Genomic DNA, 25,030 nt, shown 5'->3' with positions numbered 1-25,030 from the left:
CCAGCAACCCCCAGCTATGTCGGCGTGAGCGAGGCGATCGATTCGCTCCGGGCCGAATGGACCAAGCCGGGGGTCGTTCCCGACCCGAATTCACCGGGCTGGAATGCCATCTTCGACGCGATCGACGGCGAGCTGAAGACTTACGCCGCTGCCGAGCAGTCGGAGGCCCGTGGCGCCTCGCTCGGCCGGCTCGCTTACTTCTCGGCGGCCCTCCGCGGCGTGGCCTGGGAGCCTTCGAACCGGATTCAGGCCGCCCTCGATGCCTGGCTCCAGCCGCGGCTCAAGCTGGCCGAGGCCGAGCGGTCGGTGCTCGCCGTCGTCCAGGCTTCGGTGCAGGCCGACCCATCGGCCAAGACCAACGGAGACGGCTGGATCCGGTTCGTGGACAACGAGCTGGCCAGCTCATTGAAGGCTTATGAAGAGGCCCCCACCGTCGCCGTCCGCCGACAGGCGTTCGCGCGGCTGAAGCTCGGGCTGGAGGCGATCAGGGGGGGCAATCAGACCCGTCCCTGGGGTCCCTCGCTGGCCCTCGAGCAGGCCCTAGGCGGGCTCTGGAGCCTGCCAAACCTCGACATCACGGCCGACACGCCCACACTCCACCCGCTGCTGGCGGCGAACCTGGTCACGTCGGGGCCGGTGTTTCGCAAAGGCTACTGGTCGCAGGTGACCGCCGGCCCTTATCTCGGTTTCCAGCTCCTCCCCAGCGACGACGGCATCGCGTTCACCAACAGCCAGGCGTTGTCGAGCGTTACGCCGATCACCGACTTCCAGAGTCAGCTCGAGCAGGACAAGCGCGGCCGCAGGGTGGCGAAGATGTATCAGGTCGGGGCGACCTCGTTCAGCTCGCCCACGCTGACGGTGCTGGTCGTCATCCGCCCGTCCGGCCTTCAGATCATCCCCACCTATCAGCACTCCGTTAACGCCCTGATCTCCACGACCCCGCAGCCCGGCGGGGGCTTCGGCCGGGCCATCGCTTCCCTGGTCGGCTTCAATCAAGGCCGGATCACCCAGGAGATCTACAACAACGCGATCCCCGAGATCCAGCAGAACGTCGTCAAGGAGTCGGCCGAGGAGACGAACGAGCGCACTTCGGCCGAAGCCGCGCAGCGCAACGCGGCCCTGTCGAAGTTCCTGATCGGCAACAACACGCTCGCCCTGGGCAACGTGCTCGTCACCGGCCTGGATTTCCGCTCCCGCCCCGAATTCGCCCTGATCGGCGGCAAGCTGGTCTGGAAGGACCTTCCCTCCAGCGTCGGGGCCGAGTCGCCACAGCCGACCAAATTCGCCGCCCCGTCCACGGGGATCACGGCCGACGTCCACCTCGGCTCGATCCTGAACAATCTGGCCGACGGCTACCTGATCTCGGATCAGGCCAAGGCGGTCGAGAACGTCATGATCGAAACTCAGAAGGTCCCCCCCGGAGCCTCCCCGCGCGACGGCGTGAAGGTCCGGACCAATGTCGACTTCAACGCCTATCGCGAGGCGGTTGCCGCAGCTAAAGCGCTAAATGACCCCGCCGCTCAGGCGATCCGGGTGAAGAAGCCGAGCAAGCCGCCCGAGTTCGAGGCAGATGCCAAGGGGAACCTTGTCGCCCTCGTCAAGGACTTCCAGCTGGAAGTCCCCGCGCCGCCGCAGGCGGCCAAGGGCGGCGGCCTGATCGGCCCGCCCGCCCAGATTTACCGGATCGTCTCGCCGCAGGCCGAGTTCGCCATCTCGGTTCAGATCGCCCCCGAGACCCCGACGAGCCCGCTGCGGCTGACCGGTCGGGTCGAGGAGTTCGACCCCGGCCTGGGGACGAAGATCTATGCGATCAACGACGACGAGTCGAAGGCCGTCCCGCTCTCGGGCCTGACCACGAACATCGTGCTGGCCGCCGCCCGCCTGAAGATCCAGGGGCAGCCGCTCGACCTGCCGCTCTCGAACCTTCCCCTGCGCGGGTTCATCATCCGCGAGGTCTCGCCGCTCGACCCGACCGGATGGATGAGGCTGGTGCTGGCACGCGACCCCAACGCCCAGGCCGACCCGGCCATCGAGGCGAACGCCAACCCGCCGGTCGCCGCCGCGGCCCCCATTACCGAGCCTGCGGCCGTCGCGCCCCCGCCGGTGGCCACCGACCCTGCGGCGGTCGTCCAGCCCGTCACCCCGGCCGAGCCCCAGCCCTTGGTGCCCGCTACCCCGCCCATCCCCAACCCTTCGGTACCCCAGCCGGGCACTCGCTGACCGGTCCCGCGAGAGTCCGATGTCCGGCGTCGGCTCGCACGATCGTGTAGAATGAACATCAATCGAGGCCCGGCCGGGTTTTCCGGCCGGGCCTTCCGCCATTTCCAGCAACGGGGGCGCCGTCGGCCCCCGAGTCGCCGAAGGACTTCCCTCCATGTCCATGCCCGATTCATCGAGCAACACCAACGCGTCACCTCCGCTGGCGATCTTCGACCACGACGGGGTGCTGGTCGACTCGCTGGCGATGCATCAGGACGCTTGGGTCGAGATGGGTCAGCGTTGCGGCCTGCCCGTCTCGGCCGAGCTGATCCACGAGACGTTCGGGATGACCAACCCGAGCATCTTCTCCAGGATCTTCGGCGAGGAACGGCCGGCCGACGAGCTGGCGCAATACTCGGACATCAAGGAAGAGTGCTACCGTTCGGTGGCCCAAGGCCGGGTCGTGCTGATGGACGGCGTCCGCGAGCTGCTCGATCGCCTGCTTGCCGCCGGCTTCAGGCTGGCCATCGGTTCCAGCGCCGTGCGGGCCAACCTGGAGCTGACCGTCGAGGCATGCGGTCTCCAGGGCTACTTCTCTTCGATCGCCTCCGTCGAGGATGTCCGACGAGGCAAGCCCGACCCCGAGATCTTCCTCGTCGCCGCGAAGAAGGCCGGCCTGGACCCAAGGCGGAGCGTGGTCTTCGAAGACGCCTTGGTCGGTATCCAGGCCGCAAAGTCCGCGGGTTCGTGGGCGGTCGGCGTCGGGACCACGACCTCATTGGCCGCCTTGCTCGCCGCGGGTGCCGACGAGGCGGTTCCGAATCTGATCGGATATGACGTGAACGCGCTGGCCTGCCGCCTGACACTCTGAGGCTGCCCGGCTGGAGTCCTCCGGGGGGATCGGCTATTTTGATGGGCCTGGTCGGCCGCGCCGCCTTGCCTCGCCCGAGAGTCACGCCCCCATGAATCCCGCAGAATACATCAAGCTCGACCGGATCGACCGCGATCACTGGTTCTATCGGGGCAAGCGTGCGATCGTCCGTCGCTGGATTGACCGGTCGTTGAAGCTCGCCCCCGAGGATCTCCTGATCGACGCCGGGATGGGCACGGGGCGATGGCTCGAGGAGATGGCCGGGAGCTGCCGGATCCTGGGGGTGGACGACCATGACGAGAGCATCGAGCTGGCCCGTCCAAGGATCGAGGGGGCCGGCGGCCGCTGCCTGAAGGCCCCGCTGCACGCCGTCGACCTGCCCGACGGCAGCGCGACGGTGGTGACGGCCATGGATGTGCTCGAGCATATCGAGGACGATCGCGGGGCGCTGGCCGAACTTGTGAGGTTGACCCGGCCCGGCGGTTTGATCGTGCTGACTGTGCCGGCCCTTCGGTGGCTCTGGAGCGACTGGGATGTGGTCCTGCACCACTACAGGCGCTATCATAAGGCCGACTTGCTGGAGCTGATCGGTTCCGTGCCGGGCGTGAAGGTCGAGCGCTGCGAGTATTTCAACGCCGCGCTCCTGCCTGCCATCTGGCTGGTCCGGTCGTGGCGCAAGCTCGTCCCGTTGAAGCCGGGCGCCCCGAGGGCCGAGGATGCAATCCCGCCCGGGCCCGCCAACGAGGCCCTGTTCCGGCTCCTTCGGTCGACCGGCACATGGAGCTGGTTTCGCCCCCCTGCGGGGGTCTCGCTGCTGGCTGTCCTGCGGCGGACGGGCGAGTCCGCAGATTCTCTCTGACGAAAGCGATGACCGACGATGACGAAGGGCCAGAGTGGGCAGAAGGTGCGGATCGGGATCATCGGCGCGGGGGCGGTCAGCGACTATCACCACGTCCCTGCCATCAGGCTCGACCCCAGGGCCGAGCTGGCCGCGGTCTGCGACGCCAACCCCGAACTGGCCCGACAGAAGGGCGAAGAGTGGGGCTGCTCCAACGTCACCAGCGACCCCGCCACGCTCTGCAACGACGACTCGGTGGACGCCGTCATCATCGCCACGCCGAATTTCACCCACCTACCCATCGCCGTCGCCGCGGCGACCGCCGGCAAGCACATCATGTGCGAGAAGCCGTTGGGTCTGGACGGCGTGGAAGTCCGCCAGATGTACGAGGCGGCGCGCGACAATGGCGTCGTGAACATGACGGCGTTCACCTATCGGTTCGCCCCATCGATGCGCTACCTCAGGCACCTGCTCAAGAGCGGCGTCCTGGGCGAGCCCAGGCACTTCCGGTCTCAGCGGTTCCTGGACTGGCCCGAGACGAGCTGGGGCTGGCGGCAGTACAAGGACAAGGCCGGGGCCGGCGACCTCTTCGACATGACCATCCACCGGATCGATTTCGCGATCGACCTCCTCGGCCCCATCCGCAGGGTCAGCGGCTCCGTGGCCCGGTTCGCCCCCAGGACCACCACGCCCGACGGCAAGTCCTGCCCCCCCTCCAACGTGGACGACTGGTCGTGCCTGATCGGCGAGTTCGAATCGGGTGCGACCGGCGTCTGGGAAGGGACCACCCTGGCCAAGGGATACAACCGAGACGGTTTCGGCCACGAGTGGGCCGAGATCAACGGCTCGGAGGGCTCGGCCGTTTATCGGCTGCATGAGCCCAATTCGATCCTCCTGGGCAAGACCGGTAGCGACCTGGCCCCCGTGGCAGTACCCGCCGAGTTCCTCAAGCCCGAGGGGAGCCCCCGCGACCCCAGCCAGGGTAAGCCCGCGACCGTCTTCCGCTACGACCTGATGTGGGAATTCGTCTCGGCGATCGTTGAACGCCGAGACGCCGTACCCAGCTTCCTGGACGGACTGAATGCCCAGCTCGTGGCCGACGCGGTGCTGGTCTCGCACGAGCGCAAGTGCTGGATCGACACGCCCCTGGCCACCCCCTGAAGGGGCGCCGGGTTCGTTTCGTCATGGCCGATTTCGGCCGGGGAGATGAGTCCTTGGAATCGGTCAAATCGATAACCAAGTGTGTCTGTCCGCTCGACTGCCCCGACACCTGTCAGATGGTCGTCGGGGTGGTGGGTGGGGTGGCCGTCTCGCTGGAAGGGGACAAAGATCACGCGTTCACTCGCGGGTTCCTCTGCCAGAAGATGGCCCGTTACCTGGATCGAGTGAACAGCGACGAGCGGCTGTTAACTCCACTTCGTAGGGTTGGCGCCAAAGGGTCTGGGCGGTTTGCTCGGATCGGCTGGGATGAGGCGCTGGGGGAGATCGCTTCGAGGTTCGCCGAGATCGCGGCCTCGGGCGACGGGCCTGCGTCGATCCTGCCCTACAGCTATTACGGGACGATGGGGAAGCTACAGGCCAGCAGCCTGGACCGCAGGTTCTTCCACCGACTTGGCGCAAGTCTTCTGGATCGGACCATTTGCGCCTCCGCGGGGGCGGCCGGTTATGAATACACCGTGGGACGCGGTCGATTGGGGGCCGACCCTTCGGCCGCGTCAAAATGTAAGCTGCTGATCAACTGGGGATCGAACACCGCCAATACGAACGGTCACCTCTGGAGTCGGATGATCGAAGCCCGAAGCGACGGGGCCACCATCGTCACGATCGACCCGTTCCGAAGCGCAACCGCGGCCCGTTCCGACTGGCACCTGGCGATCCGCCCAGGGACCGATGCGGCGCTTGCCCTGGGACTGATGCACGTCATCTGGCGGGATGGGCTCCAGGATGAAGACTATCTGGAACGGGCCACCATCGGGGCCGACCTCCTCCGACGTCGTGCGCACGAGGACTATCCCGTCGAGCGTGTTGCGTCGATCACAGGCCTGGAACCGGCCGAGATCGAGACCCTGGCACGGCGCTATGCGACCGAACGTCCGTCGCTGATTCGCCTGAACTACGGGATGCAACGGCACTTTGGCGGCGGGATGGCGGTCCGCACGGTTGCCTGCCTTCCTGCCATCGTGGGGGCCTGGCGAGACCACGGCGGCGGGGCCTTGCTCACGACGAGTGGGACCTATGACTTCGACATGCAACGGCTCACCCGACCCGACCTCTCGCCGCCCGGCACTCGCACGGTCAACATGAACGAGCTGGCGCAAGCATTGGCCGGCGAGCTACCAGGCGGTCCGGTTCGGGCCCTTTATGTCTATAACAGCAACCCGGCGTCCGTCGCCCCCGACCAGGCGAAGGTTCTCAAGGGGTTGGCCCGGGACGATTTGTTCACGGTCGTCCACGAGCAATTCGCGACCGACACTGTGGACTACGCCGACATCGTCCTGCCGGCGACGACCCAGCTTGAGCATGTGGACGTCCACGGTTCCTATGGCCACCACTTCGTGATGTACAACCCGCCGGCCATCGAGCCTCGCGGCGAATGCCGCTCCAACAATGACGTCTTCCGGGCCCTGGCCGATCGGATGGGATTCGAGCCCGATCTGTTCCCGGATGATGAGACGCTGATCCGCGAGGTCCTCGATGGCGGCCCAACGCTGGAAGGGATTTCCTACGAGCGACTTGTGGCCGAGCAGAGCGTCCGCTTGAATCTTCCCGAGGAATACTCACCGTTCGCCGAGGGAGATTTCCCCACACCGTCGGGCAAGTGCGAACTGTATTCGGAGTCGATGGCCAGTGCGGGCTTCGACCCTCTGCCTGCTTATCTTCCGCCTCGCGAGGATCCGCAGACTAGGCCCGATCTGGCCCGTTCGTATCCGATTCAACTCCTCAGCCCGCCGCGTCCGCAGTTCCTCAACTCCACGTTCGCCAACTCGACGAGCCATCGAAAGGCGGCAGGAGAGCCGACGATTGAGATGGCGGCGGCCGATGCCGAGGCCCGGGGGTTGCGGGCCGGGGATTGGGCCGAGGTCTATAATGATCGTGGACGGTTCCTGGCGAAGGTGGCGCTGGAAGGTTCGGTCAAGCCCGGGGTCGCGGTCGCTGCCGGCCTCTACTGGAACAAGCTCGTGCCAGGAGCAGCCAACGCCAACGCGACCACCTCGACGGCGCTCACCGACATGGGGGGTGGCGCCACCTTCTTCGACAATCTCGTGCAGGTCGGGCCCGCCACCGACCCGACCGGGAAGGAAACCCGACGATGATCGCAGCCCTCGCCCGCCTGCTAAGGCCCCGGACCGCCGCGAATCTTTCCCACTGGAAGGTCACAGTCTACACCAGGGAAGGATGCGGTTGCTGCCTGACGGCGATGGGCGTGCTCGAGCCGTTGAGGGCGCGCCACGGCTTCGCCCTGGAGACGGTCGATATCGACACGTCCCCCGATCTGACGGCCCGCTATGGGCTGGAAGTCCCCGTCGTGGCGATCGATGGAAAGGTCCGGTTCAAGGGGAAAATTATCCCCGAACTCCTCGATCGACTCATCGAAGCTGAGGGGCGGTCCTGAGCAGCGACCTTCCCAGGCTCCTGTTCAATCTCGCTGCCAGACTCGGAATGGACCGTATACTCCTACCCGGTGGTACCCAAGTTCTTCCATCGACTCGGCAATGCCGGGGATGGTTGGCTTGTCGAGAGTGGCGATGACCTGGTGGACGGGACCGTCTCCCGTCAAAGCCTGCTTGAGCCACTTCTGGCGGGGTTCGACATCACCAGTCGCTTCGTAGGCGCCATAGAGCCATTCATCGTGCGAGAGCTCGCCTCGGCCGACGAGGCGGTTGTGCTGCGGCCCATCGATGAAGTAGCGTCCTTCGCGGCCAATGCCCGAGAGTCTCGAAGCCGCGACAAGGTCGCTTAGCGCCTGGTTGGTCTCGGTCCGTAGTCGGTAGCTGATCAGGGAGAACCGCGTGACGTCGGCGAGCAGGGCAAATGTCGCCAGCACGACGATGGCCGATGCCAGGCGGCGCGCGGGCGTGAGAGTCTCTTCGGTCGGTTCGAGCACACGCGGGAGGGCGCGGCCGACGAGGATGGAGAGGAAGACGACGGCCTGGATGGCGTAGTTATAGAACGAACCCGTGCTGTACAAGCAGAGCGGGATCATCGAGAGGACTTCGACCGCGGTCAAGGCGACCAGGAACGCGTCGAGTCGGTTGCCGGCCGGTCGACGGTTCGATGCAAACAGGCAGGCGACGGCGATGACGAGGAGGCCTGCGGAGCGGCGAATGACGTCGTAGAAAATGATCCCGACCCGGGGCCAGCCGCCGTAGGTCAACTCGCGGAACCGCGCGGGGAGGATGAACACAGACCGGGACATCATGCCGCCCGTCACCCATTCCTCAACGCCGTAATACGCGGCGACGATGGCGACCGACGCGGCGTGAGCTACGATGACGTCTCGGGCTCGGAAGCGACCGCGGAAGACTCCGACAAACAAGCCCAGTGAGCAGGCCGCGGCGACGAAGACGTCGTGCTGCTTGGCGCAGGAGGCCAGCGCGAACGCGGTGTAAGCCAGGATCAGGTCGCGAGTCGGTCGACGGCCATCGAGCCACGCCCGCGCGACCAGCCAGGCGCCCGCGGTCTGGAAGAAGAGACCCAGGGTGTCGGGCCGGACCGTGACGTGGAACGGTGCGAGCACCGCCGCTGAGGCGATCAGGCAGACCGAGGCGTAGCCGGCCCAGCGGGGGGCACCGTCCAGACGCGTGAGCTTGTAGCCGACAACCAGGGTGGCCACCCAGGCGGCGAACGCCAGGATCCGCCCGGCGTAGAGCGACGCGAGGTCCACGTCGACACCCCGGATGATGGCCGGCCAGGCCATCAGGCCGGCGAGGCGGTAATAGAGCGGGGCGTGGATCAGGACCCAGGGGTGGTCGCTGGTGAATGGCCCATAGAGGGCGCCCGGCCCGAGGAGGAATTGCGACCCGAGGGAGCGGATCAGGACCGTCTCGAGGATATTCGAGTCCTCAAGGCTCGGCCCGATGGAGAAACAATGATACCCCATATAAACCGCCGCGGCGGCGGTCAGGGCGGCCAGCACCAGCGGGACGGCGATGCGGCGGCGGGCCCTGGTCCGGCCCGAGGGGGCCTCGTGCGCATCGGCGGCGAGCGGGAACCGGGAGTCCATCCTGTCGTCCCCTCCTTGGGTGCGAGATCCACGGGTTGCGGAGGCATCTCACACTAGTTCCGGACGCGATGCAAGTTCGAAGATCCCGGGGGCCGAGCGAGGGGAGCCCCGTTCCTCGGCCGATCAGACCCGGCGAAACGGGCTGAAAATCAGCGATCGTGGCCTTGCGTGAGGCGATGTCGGGGGGGGCGGAGAGCGTAGTCGAGCCAGTACTGCTTCAGGACCACGACGAGGTCGCGATAGTGGGGGAACTCCGACGGCTTCTGGATGAATGTGTTGGCGCCTGCCTGGTAAGTCCGGCGTACATCTTCCTCACGCCGCGAAGTGGTCAGGACGACGACGGGGATGGACCTGAGGCGTTCGTCGGACTTGATCCGGGAGAGGACCTGGCAGCCGTCCAGGCCCGGCAGATTCAGGTCGAGCAGGATCAGGTCGGGTGTGTCGTCGCCCGTTGGGCCGTCGCCGATCAGGCCGCCCAGGTAGTCCAGGGCCTTCAGGCCGTCCTGGATCACGACCAGGGTGTGGGCGACATGGCCCTCACGCAGGGCACGCTCGATGATGAGCGCGTCCGGTTTGCTGTCCTCGACGAGCAGGATGTGAAGCGACGGAGTCATGGAGAATTGGTGCCCGGCGTTGGCGTCGTGATGGTCATGAGGGCCGTCGTCTTCTGAGTCATCGTCGGTGGCCTGGGAAGGCTGACGAAAAAAGTCGATCCTTTTCCCGGCTCGCTCTCGACCCGGACCTGGCCGCCGTGGGCTTGTGCAATCTTGACGCAGATGGCCAGGCCTGCCCCCGTCCCCTCGTAGTCGTCCCGATTGTGGAGCCTTCGGAAGAGCTGGAAGATCTTCGCGTGGAACTGCGGCTCGATGCCGATCCCGTTGTCGCGGATCGCCAGCACCGCCAACCCGGCGGGGTCATCGGGCCCGGCCGAGATTTCGACCCAGGGGGCTGGGTCCCGATTGTACTTCAAGCCGTTGCTCAGGAGATTGCGCAGGAGTTGGCCGACACGCTCCCTGTCTCCCCAGATCGAGGGGAGCGGGCCTCGCACTCGAAGTTCGGCCCCTTTCGAGCGGATCAGCTCGCCGAGGTCGGCGCGGGCCTCGTCGATGAGCGAATCCAGGTCGATCGGTCCGAATTCGCCGGTCACCAAGCCGGCTCGCGAGAGGTTCAGCAGGTCCTGGATCAGGGAACGCATCCGCCGAGAGGCGTCGACGAGGTAGTGCACATACTCCCGACCTTCCTCGTGGAGCTGCTCACCGTAATCCCTGAGGAGGAAGTCGGAAAAGGCGATGAGGGTGCGGATCGGCTCCTGGAGGTCGTGCGAGACCACGTAGGTGAACTCATCCAGCTCGCGATTCTTGCGCGAGAGCTCCTCGTTGGTCCGGCCGAGCTTGGTGTTCTTGACCTGGAGCTGGGCTTCCAGGGTCCTGAGAGCGGTGATGTCCTGGGCGACGCTCCGCGAGTGGTCGAATGAGCCGTCCGCGGCGAGCACGGCCGAGCCCGAGACCCAGACGTCGAGCGACCGGCCGTCGGCGCACCGCCAGTTGCTCTCGACCTCGACGGTGCCCGTCTTGACGAACGCGGTCATCTGGCTGGCGAAGCCGTTCCGCCGTTCGGCGGTGAGCAGCATCGAATAGGGGCGGCCGACGAGTTCCTCGCGGGGATAGCCCAGCGCACGCACGAGTGTGTCATTGACCTCGGTGAACCGGCCGTTGGCATCGAGGCTGAAGTACATCGCCGGGGCGTTCTGGTAGAGGTCGCGATAGCGGTCTCGCAGGTCTTCCAGCTCCCGGTTCGCCTTCCTGAGCTGCTGGTTGACCAGGGTCAGCTCCCTGGTCCGCCGCCGCAGCTCGCGGGTGGCCCTGAGCTTGGCGGTGACGTCGGTGAGGTGGCAGCGGAGATGGGTCGCCACCATGCCGGGACCGTAGCGGACGCCGACATTGACCTCGATGGCCTTACGCTCGCCGTCCGCGGTCCTGATCCGATAGACGAGCCCATGCGCCTCCCCCTTGAGCAGCGCCATCCTGAGCTGTTCGGCGGCGAGTCCCCGGTCCTCGGGGTCAACAATATCGAGGAAGGACATCGACCGGAGCTTGGCCAGGGAGAAGCCCAGGAATGACTGTTCCGCGGCGCTGGAGTCGATCCAATCGAGGGTGCCGGGTTCAAGGCGATTGACCATGTCGGCCGTGGAGTAGTCGGCGGACGCATTCGGATCGAACGTGGCGACGTGGGGCGCCATCGGGGGCTCGAACATGCCGCTGCGGGTCATCAGCGAAGGGTTATGCCCGCGTCTGATGGTGCCGGGTTCGGAGTGGTATGGCGACATGAGGCCCGGCGGAGGCGGGTCTTCGCCGCGCAAGAGTCGGAGCGAGGGACCGAACTTGAGCCAGTCTGCGTCGGTGAGTCCGAGTGCGACGCGAAGCTCCTGCCTTGCCGGCCGTTCGGCCCAGCTCGACAATGAGTCGATCAGGTTGGATCGAAGCCGCCTGGTCTCGGCCCGAGCGGCCCACCAGCCAGCCAGGTTGCCGGCGACGCCGATTGCAAGCACGGCCAACGCCAGTGAGGGAAATCCACAGTACACGGCAAGTGACGCCGCGCCGGCGCTTGCCGCCAGCGGCACGAGGTGACCGAGCCGTTGCGACCAGGGGTGAACAGCGTGAGGGGTTGCGAGACGGCTCATCGGACGTGCTCGGAATATGTCGCCAACGTGAGCAGTTTGGGCCTGAATTCCCCCGGGAAGCCGATCAGGCGACCGGACCGGCGCGAGGCAGTTGAAGTCGGAAGCGGGCCCCTCCGTCGGGTTGATTGGTCGCGTCGATCCGGCCGCCGAGTTCGCGGGCGAATTCGGCGGCGAGGTAGAGTCCGTAGCCCCGGGCGTCGGGCTTGGTGGTGAACGAGGGCTCGAAGATGCGGGCGACGTGGCCGGGTTGAATGCCCGGGCCGTTATCGGCGACCTCGATGGCAAAGGTCTCGGGATCGGACCAGGCGTGGACGCGGATGGTTCCGTCGGTCGGCTGATTACTGACGGCCTCCATGGCGTTGATCAGCAGGTGGAAGACGACTTGCAACAGGCGCCCGGGGTCGGCCTCGACGCGGGGTAGCGAGTCGTCGATGGTCAACTCGACCGTCCAGCGGCGGAGGTTTCTGTTCGGATTCTTGCGGAAGAAGTCGACGACCTCGCGGAGCAAGGGGGCGGCGTCGAGCGGTATGGGCCGGCCCGGGCCGGTGCATGCCCCGGCCATCAAGTGTTCCAGGCGGCCCCGCATCAGGTCGGCCGCCCTGATGATCGGCTCGATCTCGGAGAGCAGAAAGACGTCGGCCTCGCCGGTGAGCCTGAGGTACTCAGCGTGCGCTAGGATCGAGGCGAGCGGGCCGCGGAGCTCGTGAACGATGCCGGCCAGCAGCCGTCCGGCGGAAGCCATCTGGGCGTCTCGGCGGTTGGACAGGTGGAGCTGATGCCCGCGGGCCAGGTGTCCGACCCTGCAGCGGAGCAGGGCGGGATGCGTGTCGGGATCAATGAGATCGTCGGCCCCCGCATCAAGGATCGACTCGACATCCGCCGCATCCGCGGGGTTCCAGAGGGCCAGGATCGGAACACCCTCGATCGAGCGGCAAGCCCGGATGGCCCGGATCTCGCACGCAGGATGGGCCTGTGTCGACAGGATGATGAGGCTGGGGAGCGACTCGCACGCGATCGGCCCCCCCGCGTCCGAGCAAGACGCCTGGAAGTCGGGCGGCTGGAGGAGGTCGACGAGGCGGCTGTGGCCCGCCCGGTCCCCCACGATCAAGATGGCCTGAGTCATGCCCGGTGCCTCCCCGGTTCGCGGCCCGGCCGCCGCTTCGTACCATCCGGTCCGGGACTTTTGGGCCTTTCGAGAGGTTTGCTCGTCTATAATACGGGAAGAGTGCGCCTGAGCGACGACCCCACCCGGTTTCGGGTCGTCGCCGGAGAGCGAAAGCGAGGTTGTCCCGCCATGTCCACGACCCTGTCCGACGCGTCCCCGCTGATCTTCGAGGCTTACCGCGACCTGCCGACCGAGGAGCTGGAGGCGCGGCTGACGGCCGCCAAGGCGGCGCTCGGCGAAGAGCTGCTGATCCTGGGTCATCATTACCAGCAGGACGAGGTGATCAAGTTCGCCGACCTGCGCGGGGACAGCTTCAAGTTGAGCGCGATGGCCGCCGAAAGCCGCGCTTGCCGCTACATCGCCTTCTGCGGCGTCCACTTCATGGCCGAGACGGCCGACATCCTGACCAGGCCCGAGGTCGAGGTGATCCTGCCCGACATGACGGCCGGGTGCAGCATGGCCGACATGGCCGACCTGGAGAGCGTGGAGGCCGCCTGGGCCGACCTGGGCGAGCACATCGACCTGAACGAGCTGATGCCGGTCACTTACATCAACTCGACGGCCGAGCTGAAGTCGTTCTGCGGCCGCAACGGCGGGATCGTCTGCACCAGCTCGAACGCACGGGCGGTGCTCGAATGGTCGTTCGCCCGCCGCAAGCGGGTCTTGTTCTTCCCGGACCAGCACCTGGGGCGCAACACGGCCCGCGCCATGGGCATCCCGCTGGAGCAGATGCCGGTCTGGAATCCGAGGCTGCCGCTGGGCGGGAACACGCCCGAGGCCCTGGAAAATAGTCGGGTCTTGCTCTGGCGCGGGCACTGCTCGGTGCACCAGATGTTCAAGCCGGCACACATCGACGAGTTCCGCAAGCGTGAGCCGGGGATCAAGATCCTGGTTCACCCCGAATGCTCGATGCCGGTGGTGGACGCCGCCGATCTGGTGGGCTCGACCGAATTTATCCTGAAGACGGTGGCCGAGGCCCCCAGCGGTTCGAAGTGGGCTGTTGGCACCGAGCTTCATCTGGTCAACCGGCTGGCTGCGGCCCATCCCGACAAGACGGTCCACTTCCTCTCGCCGATGGTCTGCATGTGCTCGACGATGTACCGGATCGACCTGCCGCACCTGACCTGGGTGGTCGAGAACCTGCTGCAAGGAACGGTCGTCAACCGGGTGAGCGTGCCCGAGGAGACGGCCCACTGGGCCCGCGTCGCCTTGCAGCGGATGCTCGACGTGAAGTGAGTTCGGGAGTTACGGCTGGCTCCCCTTCGGCTTCTTCTGGTCGAAGGGGATCTCGTCGATCTTGGCGGCCAGGATGAAGTCGTTCTCGGAAAGCCCGCCGATGGCGTGGGTCCAGACTTCCACGGCTACGTTGCGGTAGCCTTCCAGGTGGAGATCGGGGTGGTGCCCCTCTGTCTCGGCCAGGTCGGCGATCTTGTCGAAGAACCGGATCGCGGCGACGAAGTTCTTGGCGATCCACTCGCGACGGATCCGCTTGCCATCGGCTGTGATCGACCATTCCGGGACATGAGGTCGCAGCGTGGCGGCCTCGGCGGGCGTCAGCGCGGGGACGCCTCCCTCGCAAGGGACGCACCGCTTGCGGATGAGATCATCTCGGGTGGTGTCGGGCATGGCTGGATGCTCCGGTTAGATCATCGAAAGCTCTCGGCGATTGTCGGGAATTTGCCCTGGCGGACGTCGTCGGCATAACGACCGGCCCCCTCGCCGATGGCGGCGCCGAGGTCGGCGTAGCGCCTGACGAATTTGGGCTGGAAGGCGTCGAAGAGCCCGAACATGTCGTTGGTGACCAGCACCTGCCCGTCGCAGGTCGGCCCCGCTCCGATCCCGATGATGGGGATCTTGACCTCGCCGGTGACGCGCTCGGCGACCGGCGACGGGACGCATTCGAGGACGATCGCGAAGGCTCCCGCCTCCGCGACGGCCCGTGCGTCCGAGGCAATGTCGTCGGAGTCTCGCTGGACCTTGAAGCCCCCCAGGCGATGCACCGCCTGGGGGGTCAGCCCGACGTGACCCATGACGGGGATCCCGGCGCGGACGAGGGTCTTGATCGTCTCGGACATCCGCCGTCCCCCTTCGAGCTTCACCGCGCGGCAATCCGTCTCCTTGAGAAGCCGAGTCGCCGAGCGGAGCGCCTGCTCGGGCGATTCTTCGTAGCTGCCGAATGGCAGGTCGGCCACGACGAGGGCGCGTTTTGCCGCGCGAGAGACCATCTCGGCGTGATAGACCACCTGGTCGAGGGTGACACGCAGGGTGTTCTCACGCCCCTGGACGACGGTGCCGAGCGAGTCGCCCACCAGCAGGCAGTCGACGCCGGCGGCGTCGAGCAGGCGGGCCATCGTGTAGTCGTACGCCGTGAGCATCACGACCTTGCGGCCGTCGACCTTCCATCTGAGGAGGTCGAACGGGGTGACGACGGCGGGTTCAACGGCCATCCGCAGATCCTCTCAAAGCTCTGAGCCTGACGATCAAGACGCCCGAGCCGTCGACGACCACGGGGTAATTCCGGCGGATCAGGTCCAGCGTCGCCCGGCGATCGGGGTCGGCCTCGGTAGTCAGGTCCGCGTAAAAGGTCGCACCCCGGGTGCCGTAGAAATCAAGCAGGTCCGTCGCTTCGAGGGCCCGTGGATGCGGCCCGGGCCATTCGCGGATCGCCCGACGTATCGAGTCGGCCGAGTACTCCATCCGGCAGCCTCGCCTGTCCGCCAGATAGAGCAAGGCCTCGGGCGCGACGATCGATTCACCCTCGGGGACGACTCGCTCGATCTCGCGGATCGCGACATCCCACGAAGCCCACTCGGGCGGAGTCCGCCAGGTCGAACGCGTCGCGGCATGGCTCCAGCCGACCAGCACCAAGGCCAGCGCCAGGCCGGCGATCCGCCGAGCGCGGCGTGCCTTCCAGAGCTTGGCGATACCGCGAGCGATGCCAACCGAAGCGACGGGCGCCAGGGCCAACCAATAATACTCGTGATGGAGCTTGGCGGCGAGCGCGAGCAAGCCGGCCAGCGCTGCAAGGGTCCATTGTCGCCAGAACGGACCACCCAGCCAGAAGCCGTAAATCGCGAGGACAAACCCCGGGGGCGTGAACCCTCGGAGCAACGTGAAGCGGACGGCGTGCCACCACGTCTCTGTTTCCAGCAAAGCCCTGGGCACGAGCACCGAGAGCCAGATTGCGCCGTTCTCCGCCGAGGCCTGCGATCCCCCCGCCAAGGCCATCGTCCGGCCCGCATGTACGTACCAGAGCCCCGCTGGGACGAGCAGGGTCAGGCAGAGCAGCAGCTTCGGCAGCCGCTTCCAGGGCAAGATCGCCAGCAGAGGGACCAGCATCGGGGCCGACGTCACCTTCATCGTCAGCCCGAGCGCGACCAGGAAAAGCCCGGGAACCCGCCTGCTGGTCCCCCGGTCCAGAAGTTCGAGCCCGGCGATCCAGAGGCCCATCATCAGCATGTCGGGCTGGAAGGCTCGACCGTAGCGGACGGTCAGCGGGCAGATCGACCAGGCGGCAACCGCCAGCAAGGCCACGGCCGGGCCTTCACGGCGGCGGACCAGGCCGAACAAACCCCAGGCGGCCAGCGTCGCCCCCAGGGCCGAAAGGCAACGCCCGGCCTGTTCTAGATTCAAGCCGGTCAGCCGTCGGAGACCGACGACCGTCGCCGCATAGATCGGCGGTTCGACCAGGAATAGGTTGGGGGTCGGCTCGGTGTCGAGCTGCGGGTGGAGGAAACCCGAGCCTCGCTCCAGGTTTCGCGCGACCATCGCCGTCGGGATCTGGCGGCCGACGTAGTTTTCCAGGATCGGTTGATCGAGCTGCGTAGCCCGGAGCCCGAGGACCCAGGCCAGCAATACCGCCAGCAGGATCCATTCCAGACGCCGATCCATCCGAGCACATCCTCCGCAGGCCTCGATCCCGCGGCATCGTAGCCGAAGGGCGAGCCCGGTCAACCCGGCCTCTCGCGGCGCAAACCGGCCACGAATCGGCCGTAACGTTCGCTGATCGACTCGCGACCTTGTAGCAGCGTGGTAAAACGCCCGGCTTCCTGCGATCGGACGTCGACGTTCAGTGCATCCAGCTCGGCAATCAGGCGTTCTTCGACCGATCCGAGAAGCAGGGGCAGGTCGTCGCGAGTGTACCAGCGGGGTTCGCTGAATCGGACGAAGGCCTCGGGCCTCTCGTCCTGCCAGAATTCGTACCGCAAGGCCGCGGGGGTGATCCGCACCCGCCCCGCCCGTCGTACGAGAGCCCTCAGCCCGGGCCGGAAGTCGAGCGGCCGGGCGTCATTGGCCACGATCTTGCCTTGAGGGAAGATCCAGACGCCCGATCGGGGGCGTTCAAGCAGCTCGCATGTGTAGTCCAGCGATGCGCGGACCGAGGCGAGATCTTCCCGGTCGACCGAGAATGCGCCGATCCGATTGAAGAAGCGAAACCTCTTGAGATTTGCATGCTCCATCATGCCGTAGCCGTCAACGGGGACCTGCTCGTTGAGGTAGTGGGCCAGGAAGAGGTCCCACCAGCACGAGTGATTTGCGACGAAGAGCGTCCCTCCGGGCTCCGCATCCATCGAGGCCCGCAGCCGTTCCAGGCCTTGCGCCCTGACCCGGAACAGGCCCTTGCGCATCCTGCCGACGATCATCGAGTGCACGGCCAGGCGGGGCCAGCCCCTCTTATCGGCTCGGATGATCCGGGCCTCCTCGCCGGGTTTCATCGCGCCCCCAACTCATCGTGCGTCGCTTCGAACCGCCGGCCTTTCCAGACCGTCCCGCCACGATGGTACTGCCAGACGCTCGACGCGGCGATGGCCATGTAGGCCGAGATTCCCGCCGGGAATGCGAATGCATACAGGGGAGAGACGCCAAGGAATCGCGTCGTCGGATAACTGGCCGCGGCCTGAGCCAGCATCCCCCAGGCACCCAGCCCGATGAGCACAAGGTTCCCGAATCCGAGACCGGCAACCAGCGTGACGAGCGGGGTCCAGGCCATCAACACCCCGAAGATCAGGCCGAACGCAAACTTGTAGAAGATATAGTCCATGCCGGCATACGCGTTCTTGCGCAGTCCACGCCCGATCGCCGCCAGGCTGCCGTACATATGGGTCCTGGCCAGCTCGGGGGCCAGGGCGACCGTCAGGCGGAAGCCCCCCCGCTTGATCCGCCGCGCGAGCTGGATGTCTTCGACGATCTCGCCGCGAACCGACTCGTGACCGCCGATATCAAGGTAAACCGACCGGCGAACCAGGATGAACCCGCCGGCGGCGACGGCCTCGGGATTTGAGGGATCGTTGACCCGGTCGAACGGATAAAGCTGGGCCAGGATCTGCAGGAACGAAGTCGCGATCGTCGCCTGCCAGAAGGTCCGACAGACCGGCCTGGGGAAGAGCGAGACGCAGTCGGACCCATGCAAGCGAGCCAGGTTCATGGCGGTCGCCAGGGCCCGAGGGTGCAGAGTCATGTCGGCGTCGACGAACCAGATCCAGTCCGCCGTCGACGTCTCGACCCCCTGATGCACTGCCCAGGTCTTGCCCACCCAGCCGGCCGGACGCTCGACGCCACGAACCAGACGGATCGGCGCGCCAAGGCGATCCGCGAGCGACTCCGCGATCTTGGCCGTCCTGTCGCTCGACTGGTCGTCGACAACAATCATGGCTAGGTCCGGAAAGTCCTGCGAGGCCAGCCCCCGCAGCGTCGCCTCGAGATGTTCTTCCTCGTCGCGTGCCGGGATGATCGCGTCGATCCTCGGCGGTTGGTCAACCGTCGTCGAATCAGGGCCCAGGAACGCGTAGGCATGTCGACGGCCGATGAGACGTGCGGCGAGGCACGACCAGGCGAGGCAAACCGCAAGTGCCGCCAGGACGGCAAGAATCCAGACGAGGCTCATCGGGCGAGCCTCAACGTCGTGCGACCGATGGGGCCGAGACGGGGAAGTCGCGGGCAAGGCGGTCCGCGACGATCTTGCCACTCTGAACCACCATCGGCATCCCCGCGCCAGGCTGTACGCCACCCCCCACGAAGTAGAGCCCCGGAACATCCTTCCGGTAGACGAGCGGGCGGAAGCTACCGCCGAGGATATTGTGCTTGTTGCCCAAGCCGTAGATGGCCCCCCTGAACGCGTTGAAGTCGTCGCGCCAGTCAGTCGGCCCCTTGATCTGGCGGGTGACAGCGGACGCCCGCAAGCCGGTCAGGCCTACCCCTTCGAGCCTGGCCAGAAGCTGGTCGGCATAACGCGCCTCGAACTCGCGATCGGCCGCCTGATCCTCGGTCCGCAATGGGGGGGCACCGATGACGATGAACGGGTTCGATCCCCCTTCGATCGCGTCGGCCTTGTCGGTCACGCTGGTCGCGTTCACGTAGATCGGCGGATCGGTCGGATACTGGCCACGTTCGAAGAGTTCGTCATAGACGCGGTCGGAGCCCGGGGTCAGCACGAGCAGGTGATGGGCCAGGTTGTCCCAGGTCCGGTCACAGCCCAGTTCGATCGTGAAGAATGAGCTCGAAGGCTCCGCCTTGCCCGCTCGCAGCGACTCGACTTCCTTGCCAAACCCCTTGCCGCCGCGCAGCAGGCGATGGGTGTTCACGTAGTCGCCATTGGAGACGACCCCGGCAGCCGGGAACCGGCCCGCCGACGTGGCGACCCCCACGACATGGCCCGCGGCGGAGAGCTCGATCGCCTCGACCTCCACGCCGTTGACGATCTCGACGCCGACGTCGCGGCAGGCGCGGGCAATCGCCTGCGGGATCGCGGCGATGCCCCCGGATCGCGGATACCAGACCCCCTCGCGTATGATCGTCCAGGGGATGATCGTCAGCGAGGCGGGCGCCCGCTTGGGGTCGAACCCCGAATAGGTCGGGAAGCCGTAGAGCAACTCGCGAATCGCCTTCGACCGGAACGTCTTGTCGATCTCGGCGGCGTAGGACTGACGCGGGGAGATGAGCGCGGCGGAGAGGAGCAGGGGGGAGAGCATCACCTGCCCCCAGCTCTCCAGCTGACGGTCGCAGTAGGCGTGACCGATGAGGGCGGCGAATCGGTCGAGCTTCTCCAGGAAGCCGCGCAAGGCCTGGCCGTCGACCGGGTCGATCTCGGAGAAGGCGTCGCAGAGCCCTTTCTCGTCGGCCGGGATGGTCAGGTCGGTGCCGTCGGTGAGGACCACGCGGAAGGCGGGATCGAGCCGATCCATCGGCAAGTAGGCGTCCGGATCGAGCCCGCTCGCCTCGAACAAGGTCCGATAGACCCAGGGCATCACGACGATGCTCGGCCCTTCGTCCCAGCGGAACCCCGCCTCGTGGCGTTCTCGGGCCTTGCCGCCGACGTACGGGTGGCGCTCCAGGACGGTGACCTCATACCCGCGCCGTCGGAGTTCAAGGGCCGCCGAGAGCCCGCCGATTCCCGCGCCGATGACCACGACCCGTCTGTGGTCCATCTGTCGATCGCTCCCGTCGCAACGCCCTTTGCATTCAACCCAGTTGAGTCTAGGCACGAGAACGCAATCGGCTACCCCCGAAGGGCCGGGCCTCATGCGGGCCCGGTCCTCTCCGCGTCCGACAGGACCGACGTCGGATCAGTAGGAGATCAAGCTGAAGATCTCGCAGGGCTCGAGCTTGGAACGCCCTTCCAGGAAGGCCAGCTCGACGACGAAGGCGCAGGCGACCACCTCGCCGCCTGCGTCGGAGACCAGGTTGTGGCAGGCCTTCATCGTGCCGCCGGTGGCCAGGACGTCGTCGAGGAGGAGGATCTTCTGACCCTTGCTCACGGCGTCGGAATGCATCTCGACCTGGTCCGACCCGTATTCGAGGTCGTACTTGTGGGAGATCTTCTGAAAGGGAAGTTTGCCCGGCTTGCGAATCGGGATGAAGGCGACGCCGAGCTTGAGCGCCAGGGGAGCTCCGAAGATGAACCCGCGGGCTTCGGCCGCGGCCACTCCGTCAATATGGCGGTCTTTGAATGCCTCGGCCAGGCCGTCGATGACGGCGGCGAAGGCGGCCGGGTCAGACAGCAGCGGGGTGATGTCTTTGAAGAGGATGCCCGGCTTGGGAAAGTCGGGGACATCGCGGATAAAGTCGCGAGGATCAACCTGGGAGGCGGGCGGGGTCATGGGCGGCTCCGGACATGGCCCGAGCGGGGTCGTCCCGCATTGGACCTGCCCGTTATAACCGAATCGGGCCCATTGTGCACCCACTCCGGGTCGATGGGGGTAGGCCGTGGCCGAATCCGGGCGATCATGGCGGCGAGAACGAGTCGGTGTCGCCGGTGATGGCGGGGGTCCGGATCGCAGGCGTGCTGAAGGGAAGGGCGTCCTTGCTTGCAGCCGGCCCGTCGGTGCCCCCATGCAGATCGCCCGCCGTGGGCAGCTTGACACCCACGAACTCGGTCCCACCGCGGATGGTGCCCGACTGGATCGGCCCGATCCAGCCCAGGTAGACGTCCTTGGCGTTGGCGGTTCCCAGAGACGTGCCCGACGTCCAGGTCACACGGCCCGAGCCCCGGTCATAGGCGAACAGGGCGAGCTTGGCCACGGCCTGCTGGTCGCTCTTCTTGATGAACGGAATCTCGGGGATCGTCCCGGCCGGCATGCCCGTGACGGTCGTCGGGATGGTGACCTGGGGCACGCCGACGAGCCAGTTGTACGAGTCGGTGCCATAGGCGCCCACGCGGGCCTCGACGATCCACTGGGCCTGCTCGGGCTTGGCGCGAAGCAGGACGCCCTGGGTGAGCATCGCCTGGCGGAGGCTCGAGACGACCCATCCCTGGTCCTGCGCCATCGCGTTGGTGGTGTCCAGGTAGACCGGCACGCCCGTCAGGGGGCGGAAGTCGACCTTCTGGATCGCGGTGTCCCAGGCATTCGTGAGCAGGAGCTGCTCGGTGCCAGATCGCGCGGTCCCGGTCACCTTGGTGGTGCCGCAGCCCGCCGCGAACAGGCCCAGGAAGCTGAGGACCGTGACCTTGAGCATCGCCCGCATGCGCATTCCTCGGGTAGGCCCGCCTGTCCAAGTCCGGCCGGCGGATCGAGAGGGTAGCGGTTCGGTGCCGAACGGTCAACGCGAACGGGCCCGGCGAGAATTCTCTCGCCGGGCCCGCCCCGTCTCCCGTCCGCACTGTCGGAAGCCTGGTCTGACTTACTTGCTCACCTTGCTCAAAGTGACGAATTTGCCCACACCACCGGGCACCTCAATGAACACTGCGATGGTGTCACCCTTGGCGAGTATCGCGTCGAAGTCCTTCAGCTCGGAGACGGCGGTCACCTTCTTGTCCTTGATGACCTTGGTGATGACCTGACCGGATTCCAGGCCGGCCGCTTCGGCTTCACCGCCAGGCTTGACCTTGGAGATGACCAGGCCTTCGGTCCCTTCCGCATGTCCAAACTGCTTGGCCAACTCGGGGGTGAGGGGCTGCACTTCGAGCCCGAAGCCCTCGCTGACCACCTTGGGCGCGGGAGTCTCTTCCTTCTTCGTCGCTTCCTTCTCGGCTCGCTGCTCACGCCCGACCCGTTCCTGGTCGAAGACGACCTGATCCTGCGGTGCGAGGGTCACGCTCGTCTTGGAATTCTCCCCTTCGCGGAAGTAGCCCAGGTCATAAGCCTTGCCCGTATCGCTGCTGGAGACCTTGATCCGGAAGCTGGCCCGGCTCAGGACAGGCTCACCGTTGAACGACAGGATGACGTCGCCCACCTTCAAGCCGGCCTTGTCGGCGGGGCTCCCCTTCAGGACCTGATCGACGACGATCCCCTTGGTCTTGGAGTCCAGGCCCAGCTGCTTGGCGAGAATGGGGGTCAGGACCTCGAGGCCAACACCCATGCGGGCGCGGTTGACCTTGCCGTCGCGGATGAGCTTGTCGGCAAGCTCAGAGGCCATGTCGATGGGGATGGCGAAGCCGACCCCGGCATTGCTGCGAGTGCCCGTGACGATCGCCGAGTTAATGCCCACGACCCGGCCGTTCATGTCGACCATCGGGCCGCCCGAGTTGCCCGGGTTGATGGCCGCGTCGGTCTGGATGAACGCCTCGAACGGGTTGATGCCGATCTCGTTCCGCTCGGTGGCGCTGATGATCCCGGCGGTCACCGTCTGGCTGAGGCCGAAGGGGGAGCCGACGGCGAGGATCCACTCGCCGACGCGGAGCTTGGAGCTATTGCCCCGGAGCATCGCACGGTACTCGGACGAGTCGACCTTGATCACGGCGACGTCGGTCTCGGGGTCGGTGCCCACGACCTTGGCCGGCAATTCGGTCCCGTCGTGGAAGGTCACGACGAGCTTCTCAGCCCCTTCGACGACGTGGTTATTGGTGAGGAGATGGCCCTTGTCGTCGTAGACGAAGCCCGAGCCGGTCCCTTGTTCGCCGGGGGAGAATTGCTCCTTCTCCAGCTTGAATTCGGGGCCGAAGAACTTCTTCAGCATCTCCTGCAGCTCTTTGGGATCGGTCGGAACGTTGCCGTTGGGACCGAACGGATTGCCGCGGCCGGGGGCGCCGCGCAGCTTTGCAGTGGCGCCGGACTTGCGCTGGACGCTAATCTGGACGACCGAAGGCTTGACGAATTCCGAGACGGCCTCGAAGGCCTCGGACAGTTCACGGGCGACCTTCTGGCCCTCCGCCGGGAGGTCGGGCGCGGCGGGCACCTTGCGGGTCATGGCTTGCGAGCTGACGAGCGAGGCCGTGGAGACGACCAGTGCAGCCCAGGCGACGAGATTCCGATTCATGCGAAGTGAACTCCTGGGGTCGTTTTAAGAGAATCGCATTGGGTGGCGCTTCCCTCGGGAAACAGCCAACTCAGCTTCTACGAGCGAGAAGACCGGATGGTTTGCGCCCCTTTTTTTTCGGGCGACCTGGGACCGGCCTCAATTATTGACGGAAATGCGTTCGATCAGTCATTCGGCCGGCCTCCGAGATCCTTGAGACGACGATCCTCGGATGGCCGGTCGTAATCATACGATTCCAGAGAGCGGAGTTGCCGTGCTCGACCCAAGAGACCAGACGCCGGGACGAATGATCGAGCGTTGCCTGGCGCTGGGGGTGACCGAAGAGGCGGCACGGCGCATGGTTCGTGCTGTGGTCGGGAGGGAAGAATTCGATCCAATGGTCTGGGGAACTCGATTCCAGGTCCCCAAGGTGCTGAGTCTGGCGGCGGGTGAGCTGCCGAGGCTGCGGCTTGAAGCGTCGGTGACATCGCCCCTGGACGGGTTCCAGAAACTCAGATTCGGGACCAACGATGGCCTGGCGCTGGAGACGGTCCTGATCCCGCTACACAAGATCGGTGCGGTGAGCCTCTGCCTGTCGTCTCAGGTCGGGTGCGCGATGGGCTGTGTCTTCTGCGCGACGGCCCGGATGAAGGTCAGGCGAAACCTGGCGACCTGGGAGATTGTCGACCAGTTCTTGCAGGCCCGATCCATGGTGGAAAGCCAGGGCCGGCGGGTCACGGGAATCGTCTTCATGGGGATGGGCGAGCCCCTGGCCAACTACGACCGCGTGATGGCCGCCGCCGACCTGTTCCGCTGCTCTTACGGGGCCTCGATCGGAGCCCGCGCGATCACGATCAGCACCGTCGGCCTCGTCCCCGAGATCGACCGCTACACGACCGAGGGGCACAAGTATCGCCTGACCATCAGCCTAGGGGCGGCCATCGACGAGAAACGCAGGGAACTCGTGCCGGTCGCGGCCCGTTGGTCGGCCGCCGAGGTCATGGCCGCCGCGCGACGTCACGCCCTGGCACGTCGTCAGCGGATCAATCTCGCTTACGTCTGCATCGGCGGCCGCAACGTCGGCGAGGACGATGCACGAGCCCTGGGCGAACTGATCGGCGACACGCCGACGCGCATCGACCTCATCGACGTAACCGACCCGAAGGGGTCCTTCCAGGCTCCAGGCCCCAAAGAGATGGCGGCATTTCGCGATGCCTTGACGAAGTACGTCGGACAGCCGGTCGTCCGCAGGTATTCCGGGGGTGCCGACATCCAGGCGGCCTGCGGCACGTTGGCTGCGGCGGACTCGGTTGCCTGAGGAAAGGGGTGAAGCTTCGAAACAAGCACGCCCGACACGGTGGTGGCCACGGTGCCGGGGCGCT

The 25,030-nt window shown here is 66.3% G+C and carries 21 protein-coding genes; 8 read left to right on the top strand and 13 right to left on the bottom strand.

All coding sequences use genetic code 11. The features are described from left to right. Nucleotides 1-24: 24 nt before the first annotated feature. The 6 genes from EP7_RS21400 (at nt 25) to EP7_RS21375 (ending at nt 7,521) form a co-directional block, all read left to right on the top strand. The gene (locus EP7_RS21400) at nt 25-2,220 is read left to right on the top strand and encodes a hypothetical protein (protein ID WP_463524178.1); all 2,196 of its coding nucleotides are present in this window, start codon (nt 25-27) and stop codon (nt 2,218-2,220) included. Nucleotides 2,221-2,374: 154 nt separating this feature from the next. Next, nucleotides 2,375-3,070: an HAD family hydrolase gene (locus EP7_RS21395; protein ID WP_463524177.1), complete on the top strand. Its 696-nt coding sequence runs from the start codon at nt 2,375-2,377 to the stop codon at nt 3,068-3,070. Nucleotides 3,071-3,161: 91 nt separating this feature from the next. Further along, on the top strand, nt 3,162-3,929 hold the full coding sequence (locus EP7_RS21390; protein ID WP_463524176.1) for a class I SAM-dependent methyltransferase: 768 nt from the start codon (nt 3,162-3,164) through the stop codon (nt 3,927-3,929). Between the two features lie 18 nt (nt 3,930-3,947). Then, entirely contained in the window at nt 3,948-5,069 is a 1,122-nt protein-coding gene (locus EP7_RS21385) for a Gfo/Idh/MocA family protein (protein ID WP_463524175.1), read from the top strand. Between the two features lie 23 nt (nt 5,070-5,092). Beyond that, nucleotides 5,093-7,222, top strand: a complete 2,130-nt coding sequence (locus EP7_RS21380) for a molybdopterin-containing oxidoreductase family protein (protein WP_463524174.1) — start codon at nt 5,093-5,095, stop codon at nt 7,220-7,222. After that, complete coding sequence (locus EP7_RS21375) at nt 7,219-7,521, top strand: glutaredoxin family protein (protein WP_463524173.1); 303 nt, start codon at nt 7,219-7,221, stop codon at nt 7,519-7,521. The genes EP7_RS21380 and EP7_RS21375 overlap by 4 nt, the downstream gene beginning before the upstream one ends. A 24-nt stretch (nt 7,522-7,545) precedes the next feature. On the opposite strand, the gene EP7_RS21370 is transcribed toward EP7_RS21375, so the two are convergent. The 4 genes from EP7_RS21370 to EP7_RS21355 form a co-directional block, all read right to left on the bottom strand. After that, nucleotides 7,546-9,132: an ArnT family glycosyltransferase gene (locus EP7_RS21370; RefSeq protein WP_463524172.1), complete on the bottom strand. Its 1,587-nt coding sequence runs from the start codon at nt 9,130-9,132 to the stop codon at nt 7,546-7,548. 149 nt (nt 9,133-9,281) lie between these two features. Further along, nucleotides 9,282-9,746, bottom strand: coding sequence for a response regulator (locus EP7_RS21365; RefSeq protein ID WP_463524171.1), 465 nt, complete (start codon nt 9,744-9,746; stop codon nt 9,282-9,284). Beyond that, nucleotides 9,743-11,812, bottom strand: a complete 2,070-nt coding sequence (locus EP7_RS21360) for a sensor histidine kinase (protein ID WP_463524170.1) — start codon at nt 11,810-11,812, stop codon at nt 9,743-9,745. Before EP7_RS21360 ends, EP7_RS21365 begins: the two co-directional genes overlap by 4 nt. 64 nt (nt 11,813-11,876) lie before the next feature. Next, the gene (locus EP7_RS21355; RefSeq protein ID WP_463524169.1) at nt 11,877-12,935 is read right to left on the bottom strand and encodes an ATP-binding protein; all 1,059 of its coding nucleotides are present in this window, start codon (nt 12,933-12,935) and stop codon (nt 11,877-11,879) included. Nucleotides 12,936-13,106: 171 nt separating this feature from the next. Between EP7_RS21355 and nadA the strand changes: the two genes are divergently transcribed. Continuing rightward, nucleotides 13,107-14,213: a quinolinate synthase NadA gene (nadA, locus tag EP7_RS21350; protein WP_463524168.1), complete on the top strand. Its 1,107-nt coding sequence runs from the start codon at nt 13,107-13,109 to the stop codon at nt 14,211-14,213. Between the two features lie 9 nt (nt 14,214-14,222). Here the strand turns inward: nadA and EP7_RS21345 are convergent, their stop codons facing one another. The 9 genes from EP7_RS21345 to EP7_RS21305 all read right to left on the bottom strand — a co-directional run bounded on the left by EP7_RS21345 (nt 14,223) and on the right by EP7_RS21305 (nt 23,669). Then, nucleotides 14,223-14,603, bottom strand: coding sequence for a 4a-hydroxytetrahydrobiopterin dehydratase (locus EP7_RS21345; protein WP_463524167.1), 381 nt, complete (start codon nt 14,601-14,603; stop codon nt 14,223-14,225). A 20-nt stretch (nt 14,604-14,623) separates the two neighbouring features. Next, nucleotides 14,624-15,424 (bottom strand): 3-methyl-2-oxobutanoate hydroxymethyltransferase, encoded by an 801-nt coding sequence (panB, locus tag EP7_RS21340; RefSeq protein WP_463524166.1) that lies wholly within the window; start codon nt 15,422-15,424, stop codon nt 14,624-14,626. After that, entirely contained in the window at nt 15,414-16,868 is a 1,455-nt protein-coding gene (locus EP7_RS21335; protein WP_463524165.1) for an ArnT family glycosyltransferase, read from the bottom strand. The genes panB and EP7_RS21335 overlap by 11 nt, the downstream gene beginning before the upstream one ends. A 59-nt stretch (nt 16,869-16,927) precedes the next feature. After that, entirely contained in the window at nt 16,928-17,692 is a 765-nt protein-coding gene (locus EP7_RS21330; RefSeq protein ID WP_463524164.1) for a lysophospholipid acyltransferase family protein, read from the bottom strand. Continuing rightward, entirely contained in the window at nt 17,689-18,861 is a 1,173-nt protein-coding gene (locus EP7_RS21325) for a glycosyltransferase family 2 protein (protein ID WP_463524163.1), read from the bottom strand. The genes EP7_RS21330 and EP7_RS21325 overlap by 4 nt, the downstream gene beginning before the upstream one ends. 10 nt (nt 18,862-18,871) lie before the next feature. Further along, the gene (locus tag EP7_RS21320) at nt 18,872-20,401 is read right to left on the bottom strand and encodes a phytoene desaturase family protein (protein WP_463524162.1); all 1,530 of its coding nucleotides are present in this window, start codon (nt 20,399-20,401) and stop codon (nt 18,872-18,874) included. 138 nt (nt 20,402-20,539) lie between these two features. After that, on the bottom strand, nt 20,540-21,073 hold the full coding sequence (locus EP7_RS21315; protein WP_463524161.1) for an adenine phosphoribosyltransferase: 534 nt from the start codon (nt 21,071-21,073) through the stop codon (nt 20,540-20,542). Nucleotides 21,074-21,197: 124 nt separating this feature from the next. Then, the gene (locus EP7_RS21310; RefSeq protein WP_463524160.1) at nt 21,198-21,938 is read right to left on the bottom strand and encodes a DUF6655 family protein; all 741 of its coding nucleotides are present in this window, start codon (nt 21,936-21,938) and stop codon (nt 21,198-21,200) included. 156 nt (nt 21,939-22,094) lie between these two features. Beyond that, nucleotides 22,095-23,669 carry a trypsin-like peptidase domain-containing protein gene (locus EP7_RS21305; RefSeq protein WP_463524159.1) on the bottom strand — a complete coding sequence of 525 codons (1,575 nt, stop codon included), beginning with the start codon at nt 23,667-23,669 and terminating at the stop codon, nt 22,095-22,097. A 376-nt stretch (nt 23,670-24,045) separates the two neighbouring features. On the opposite strand from EP7_RS21305, the gene rlmN reads away from it, so the two are divergent. Then, the gene (gene rlmN, locus EP7_RS21300) at nt 24,046-24,966 is read left to right on the top strand and encodes a 23S rRNA (adenine(2503)-C(2))-methyltransferase RlmN (RefSeq protein WP_463524158.1); all 921 of its coding nucleotides are present in this window, start codon (nt 24,046-24,048) and stop codon (nt 24,964-24,966) included. The last annotated feature ends 64 nt before the right edge of the window (nt 24,967-25,030 follow it).

The sequence above is a fragment of the Isosphaeraceae bacterium EP7 genome, assembly GCA_038400315.1.
Classification (GTDB): domain Bacteria; phylum Planctomycetota; class Planctomycetia; order Isosphaerales; family Isosphaeraceae; genus EP7.
This window is presented reverse-complemented; position numbering and strand designations above follow the sequence as displayed.

Coding starts and splice junctions, on each gene's coding strand:
- EP7_RS21395 (WP_463524177.1), top strand. CDS start 2,375: ATGTCCATGCCCGATTCATCGAGCAACACCAACGCGTCACCTCCGCTG.
- EP7_RS21390 (WP_463524176.1), top strand. CDS start 3,162: ATGAATCCCGCAGAATACATCAAGCTCGACCGGATCGACCGCGATCAC.
- EP7_RS21385 (WP_463524175.1), top strand. CDS start 3,948: ATGACGAAGGGCCAGAGTGGGCAGAAGGTGCGGATCGGGATCATCGGC.
- EP7_RS21380 (WP_463524174.1), top strand. CDS start 5,093: ATGGCCGATTTCGGCCGGGGAGATGAGTCCTTGGAATCGGTCAAATCG.
- EP7_RS21375 (WP_463524173.1), top strand. CDS start 7,219: ATGATCGCAGCCCTCGCCCGCCTGCTAAGGCCCCGGACCGCCGCGAAT.
- EP7_RS21370 (WP_463524172.1), bottom strand. CDS start 9,132: ATGGACTCCCGGTTCCCGCTCGCCGCCGATGCGCACGAGGCCCCCTCG.
- EP7_RS21365 (WP_463524171.1), bottom strand. CDS start 9,746: ATGACTCCGTCGCTTCACATCCTGCTCGTCGAGGACAGCAAACCGGAC.
- EP7_RS21360 (WP_463524170.1), bottom strand. CDS start 11,812: ATGAGCCGTCTCGCAACCCCTCACGCTGTTCACCCCTGGTCGCAACGG.
- EP7_RS21355 (WP_463524169.1), bottom strand. CDS start 12,935: ATGACTCAGGCCATCTTGATCGTGGGGGACCGGGCGGGCCACAGCCGC.
- nadA (WP_463524168.1), top strand. CDS start 13,107: ATGTCCACGACCCTGTCCGACGCGTCCCCGCTGATCTTCGAGGCTTAC.
- EP7_RS21345 (WP_463524167.1), bottom strand. CDS start 14,603: ATGCCCGACACCACCCGAGATGATCTCATCCGCAAGCGGTGCGTCCCT.
- panB (WP_463524166.1), bottom strand. CDS start 15,424: ATGGCCGTTGAACCCGCCGTCGTCACCCCGTTCGACCTCCTCAGATGG.
- EP7_RS21335 (WP_463524165.1), bottom strand. CDS start 16,868: ATGGATCGGCGTCTGGAATGGATCCTGCTGGCGGTATTGCTGGCCTGG.
- EP7_RS21330 (WP_463524164.1), bottom strand. CDS start 17,692: ATGAAACCCGGCGAGGAGGCCCGGATCATCCGAGCCGATAAGAGGGGC.
- EP7_RS21325 (WP_463524163.1), bottom strand. CDS start 18,861: ATGAGCCTCGTCTGGATTCTTGCCGTCCTGGCGGCACTTGCGGTTTGC.
- EP7_RS21320 (WP_463524162.1), bottom strand. CDS start 20,401: ATGGACCACAGACGGGTCGTGGTCATCGGCGCGGGAATCGGCGGGCTC.
- EP7_RS21315 (WP_463524161.1), bottom strand. CDS start 21,073: ATGACCCCGCCCGCCTCCCAGGTTGATCCTCGCGACTTTATCCGCGAT.
- EP7_RS21310 (WP_463524160.1), bottom strand. CDS start 21,938: ATGCGGGCGATGCTCAAGGTCACGGTCCTCAGCTTCCTGGGCCTGTTC.
- EP7_RS21305 (WP_463524159.1), bottom strand. CDS start 23,669: ATGAATCGGAATCTCGTCGCCTGGGCTGCACTGGTCGTCTCCACGGCC.
- rlmN (WP_463524158.1), top strand. CDS start 24,046: ATGGTCTGGGGAACTCGATTCCAGGTCCCCAAGGTGCTGAGTCTGGCG.